Source organism: Microcoleus sp. bin48.metabat.b7b8b9.023 (genome assembly GCF_013299185.1).
GTDB lineage: Bacteria > Cyanobacteriota > Cyanobacteriia > Cyanobacteriales > Microcoleaceae > Microcoleus.
Map to the genome: position 1 here is coordinate 1 of NZ_JAAFKG010000122.1, position 4,121 is coordinate 4,121.

Annotated in this window: 3 protein-coding genes; all 3 read right to left on the reverse strand. The window is 46.2% G+C overall.

What is annotated here, in order from left to right; genetic code table 11:
* Positions 1-102 precede the first annotated feature (102 nt).
* On the reverse strand, positions 103-981 hold the full coding sequence (locus QZW82_RS32075; protein ID WP_293158422.1) for a hypothetical protein: 879 nt from the start codon (positions 979-981) through the stop codon (positions 103-105).
* A gap of 265 nt (positions 982-1,246) precedes the next feature.
* Entirely contained in the window at positions 1,247-2,083 is an 837-nt protein-coding gene (locus QZW82_RS32080; RefSeq protein WP_293158424.1) for an alpha/beta hydrolase, read from the reverse strand.
* Between the two features lie 196 nt (positions 2,084-2,279).
* Positions 2,280-3,584 (reverse strand): serine hydrolase, encoded by a 1,305-nt coding sequence (locus QZW82_RS32085; protein ID WP_293158426.1) that lies wholly within the window; start codon positions 3,582-3,584, stop codon positions 2,280-2,282.
* Positions 3,585-4,121 lie beyond the last annotated feature (537 nt).

The following is a 4,121-nucleotide window of genomic DNA, read 5'->3' on the forward strand; positions in this document are numbered from 1 at the left end:
GGATTTGAGGTTTCTAGGATACTGACTCTCACCTACATGGTCATTCAGTTGTCAAGGTTCTACCTTGCGGCTAATCCCCCTAACCCTTTTTAGTATTGGTTTCTAGCCAACGATTCGCACACCGGGATTCATGTCGATACCAATGCAACCGTACATTCTGTCTCTCGAAACTTGCTTCACGAGATTTGGTGTAAACTGCACAGCAGCAACCCACTTTCCATTCTTGCGATAGAAATGCCATGTTTTAGCACCGCATTCTGGCAGTCTGTTGATGTTACGGCTGAAATCACCAACAAGAGAGGACAGGGTTTTTCCAAATCGCGACTCTAAGCATTTGGGGACTCTAAAAGTTATTTTATCCCCATTCCATTGGCAGACTTGATTGCCAAAAGACTCATCCTTAGAACCGACGACAAAAATATCACACCGAGGGATGAAAACTTTGATTGGTTTAAGCTTTAAGTCTTCAGCTTTCTTCGTTGCCAGAGTTAGCTTGCGTTTTTTATTGTGAATTTGAAAGCGTAAATTCTGCCAGTTTGTTGATTTATATTGAAGCGAACAGGCTAGCGGGAAATTGCAACCTGTTTTTGATTGCTGCCATGTTTTCTTGGCATAGAATTTACGAGCTAATACCAACTTGCGTTCGGCTTTTTTGAGCCACGCACCAAGAGATTTGATTTTTCCTTCAAGAGCTTTCCGGTGTAAAATCCTGTGTTCTTTCGCGCTGTCTACACGACATGAGGCAGAACTGATTACACCATTTGCGTGGCGCTTGTTGATGCCGTAGGTTTGCTGTAAATGCGTGTTCCAATCAGATTTCTTGAACTCTGTACCTGAAAGTAAGTGCTCAACTGTTTCAATGCTTGCAGCCCTAAAAATTGGGGCGTAAGCTTCTAAGAACATCTCGAAATCTGTAAATCCTAGTTCGTTGAGTTCCTGTACTGGTGTGGGCAAGCCTTTGCAATAAGTTAGGGTAGCCATTGATTCTCCCGGTCAATGTGTTGATATTTTCGTATGTTAACAGCATGAAAGCTCTGCTAACTCACCAATACTCATCAATCTATCCATTGGCTTACCGAGAATCTGAATACTAAATCCTAGGTAAATCTAGATAAATTGTCAACAGTCGTCAACCCCGATCGCTCTTCGGGACGCTCGCACTGTTTAACTCGGATGCCAAGGCCAACGATATAGCTTCAAAACTCTAGATGGTTGGATGATTGATTGCTTCTGAAAAATTCAAAACTCAAGACTCGGCATTACCAACTGCTTGGGGGTGACTCTCAATCCACCGATCGATATCTGTGACTACCCGATCGGGAATTTCCCAAGGAAATAAGTGGGCTGTATTGGGATAGCACTGCCACTGACTGTCATGAAGGTGGCGGGCTGTTTCTAAACTGGATGCTGAGGTGATATGTCGATCGCCCTCTCCGGCCAACACCAAGCACGGACATTGAATCTCGCCGAGATGCAGCAGTCGATCGTATCCGGCTCTCAGAGCGGTATTTAACGCCTTTGTAGCCTTGTGGGAAGTCTGGAGGTAGGCGGGAGTACCTGCGGCGGCTAAGTAGCGATAAGGGGTCGGTGTATGCTGCTGTATCAAGTAGCGAAAGAGCGATCGCCTGCCAAAAGTATCAATATTCCACTGCCAACCGGGTACCACCCAGTTGATAATTCCGGCTAAACCGGTGTAAAGATTATCTTGCCAAGAAATGGGCGGGTGACTTCCGCGCGGTTTGGCGGCGGATGCCAGTAGAATCAAACCTGTCACTCGCTGGGGATATTTCATGGCTAATTCCAGCGCTAAAATGCCTCCTAAAGACCAGCCGATGACTAAAGTGCGATCGACTCCCAGTCGGTCTAAAAGCGCTTCTAAATCAAGCAAGTGGTCAGTCATTTCAAAGGAATTTGAGGTGCGGCTGGTACCGTAGCCGCGCAAGTCTGGGGCGATCGTCCGGAACCGCTGTGATAGGTGTTCTGTGAAGACAGACATACAATCGCCGGAACCTGGATGGCCGTGCAAGCAAAGGATCGGAAACCCTTCACCTTTGACGGAAACGTTGAGTTTTGTATGTGGCATTTTCTAATTTGGCGATCGAAGGACAATCAAGGTTTGTAGTGAGGACTTTAGTCCTCTCCAAATGCGGACTAAAGTCCTCACTACAAACCAATCTTAGTAAGTTATTCGTCGCCCGAATTCTTCGATAATTTCGTAGCGATCGCGCAGAATATCTCCTGGATTCAGGCACATAAATTTTTAACAAATTCTCAGATGTTTAAAAGCTGGGATTATTACTAATATAATCGGCTATTTTAGCAATAGACTGGCGGATTTGTAGGTCGCCACTGGTGCGGCTGTCTATCACAGTCATCACGTAGGCTTCGCCGTCAATGTTCATCGCTAAAGTTGTGCCCAGCACCAGAGAATTCTCCCCGGTTTTTTCGCCCAACCACTGAGCTTTAGTTCCTTTCAAGGCGGCAAATCCCAAAGCGCGATCGTACTGCTGGTTGAGAGTTTCCACTAACAGTTTAGAACCCGGTGTTTCGCCGTTGTAAATTTGCACCATCATTTCGGTGAGTTCGTTAGCAGTTAAGCGGTTGGGCCCGGAACCGGGGTTGCTGGGCATAGTTTTTTCCCCCATTAATTTGAAGTTCACGCGGGTGACTTGGTAGCCGCGATTTGCTAAGAATTGATTGATGTAATCGGCACCCAAATAATCGATCAGTTGATTGGTGGCGATGTTGCTGCTGCGATCGATCATTTCTTCTAACAGTAGCTGTACCGGGTAATTGCGATTGGACAAAATCTTGGTCGATGAGTCTTCGGTGAAATTGCCCCGATCGACGAATACTTCATGGTTCAGACTGATTTTTTCTTGGTCGAGTTTTTGCATCAGGGCGACAGCTATCGGCACTTTAATTAAGCTGGCCGGGCTGACAGGAGGCACATCGCCCCGCAGGTTGACGCATTCTCTAGAAAGGTGGCAAATCCCGATCGACGCTTCATTCGACAAACCGCTTGAACGGGCAACCTCTGCCAAAAAATCTGATTTTGCTTGCTGCACTTGAGAGGTTGCTGCGGTTAAATTTTCCCGGTATTCTTGAGCTTTGGAGGCTGTGAGGGGAGATAAAAATGAGTTTTGCGGAACTTCTTGTAAGTTGTTGAGGGCCTGGTGCCACAAAAATTGATTTTGCTGCGAAGATTCGATCGACTGATTTGACTTCCCTCCCGTTTCTACGGCTCGGTTTGCCAAACGGACTGCTTGCTGTAAGTTGTCGTTAGCTCTCTGTTCTACTAATATTTGAACTTCCACCTCTTGCAACTGCTGTACCAATTTTTCTTGAGGATTGCCAGCGAAGGGAACTAAGCCAGAGAGCAGGGTTGGTTCTGCCGAGGGTGAGGCGGGTTGTTCTAGTTGGGTGACGAGCCGATCGCGAATTTTGTAGAGTTCGTCTAGGGAACGCGGGTTAGATGATTGAGCAAATGAACTGGCGATGGTTAACACCTGAACCAGTCCAATGCTGGCTGCTACTGCCGCCATCTTGTTTGCGATCGACAAAAAACGGCTGAACCCTGGCATATTCCACATCCTCAACACAACCAAATTCAATCTAAGCAGCTATTGTTCCACGAGTCAAACGATTTGAGATTTTAGCCGTAGCCGTAGCCGTAGGGTGCGTCGCCATCGACAATCCTCAACAAAGAGCGACAATCGATCGAGCGACGCACCTTTTGTTTTCAAGGGCACAGCACACAAACCCAACATTTTTGTGGTAGCAAGCTTTTTCATCAATGGGTTCCGGTGCGTCGCCGTGAAATTTTCGATTGAATGCAAGGGATTTATCGCAGGCGACACACCCTACAAATACTGTAGGGTGCGTCGCCATCGACAATCCTCAACAAAGAGCGACAATCGATCGAGCGACGCACCTCTTATTTTCAAGAACACAGCACACAAACCCAAAATTTTTGTGGTAGGAAGCTTATTGATAAGTAGTTAAGCAAAATTAATTACATAATTATCTCCAAACTCTTTAAGAATTTTTTCTACAGATGAAACAAGAGATTGCCAGCTAGAGTAAGCATCTATTTCGAGCCATGTATATTTGATAAACCG

Coding starts and splice junctions, on each gene's coding strand:
- QZW82_RS32085 (WP_293158426.1), bottom strand. CDS start 3,584: ATGCCAGGGTTCAGCCGTTTTTTGTCGATCGCAAACAAGATGGCGGCA.
- QZW82_RS32080 (WP_293158424.1), bottom strand. CDS start 2,083: ATGCCACATACAAAACTCAACGTTTCCGTCAAAGGTGAAGGGTTTCCG.
- QZW82_RS32075 (WP_293158422.1), bottom strand. CDS start 981: ATGGCTACCCTAACTTATTGCAAAGGCTTGCCCACACCAGTACAGGAA.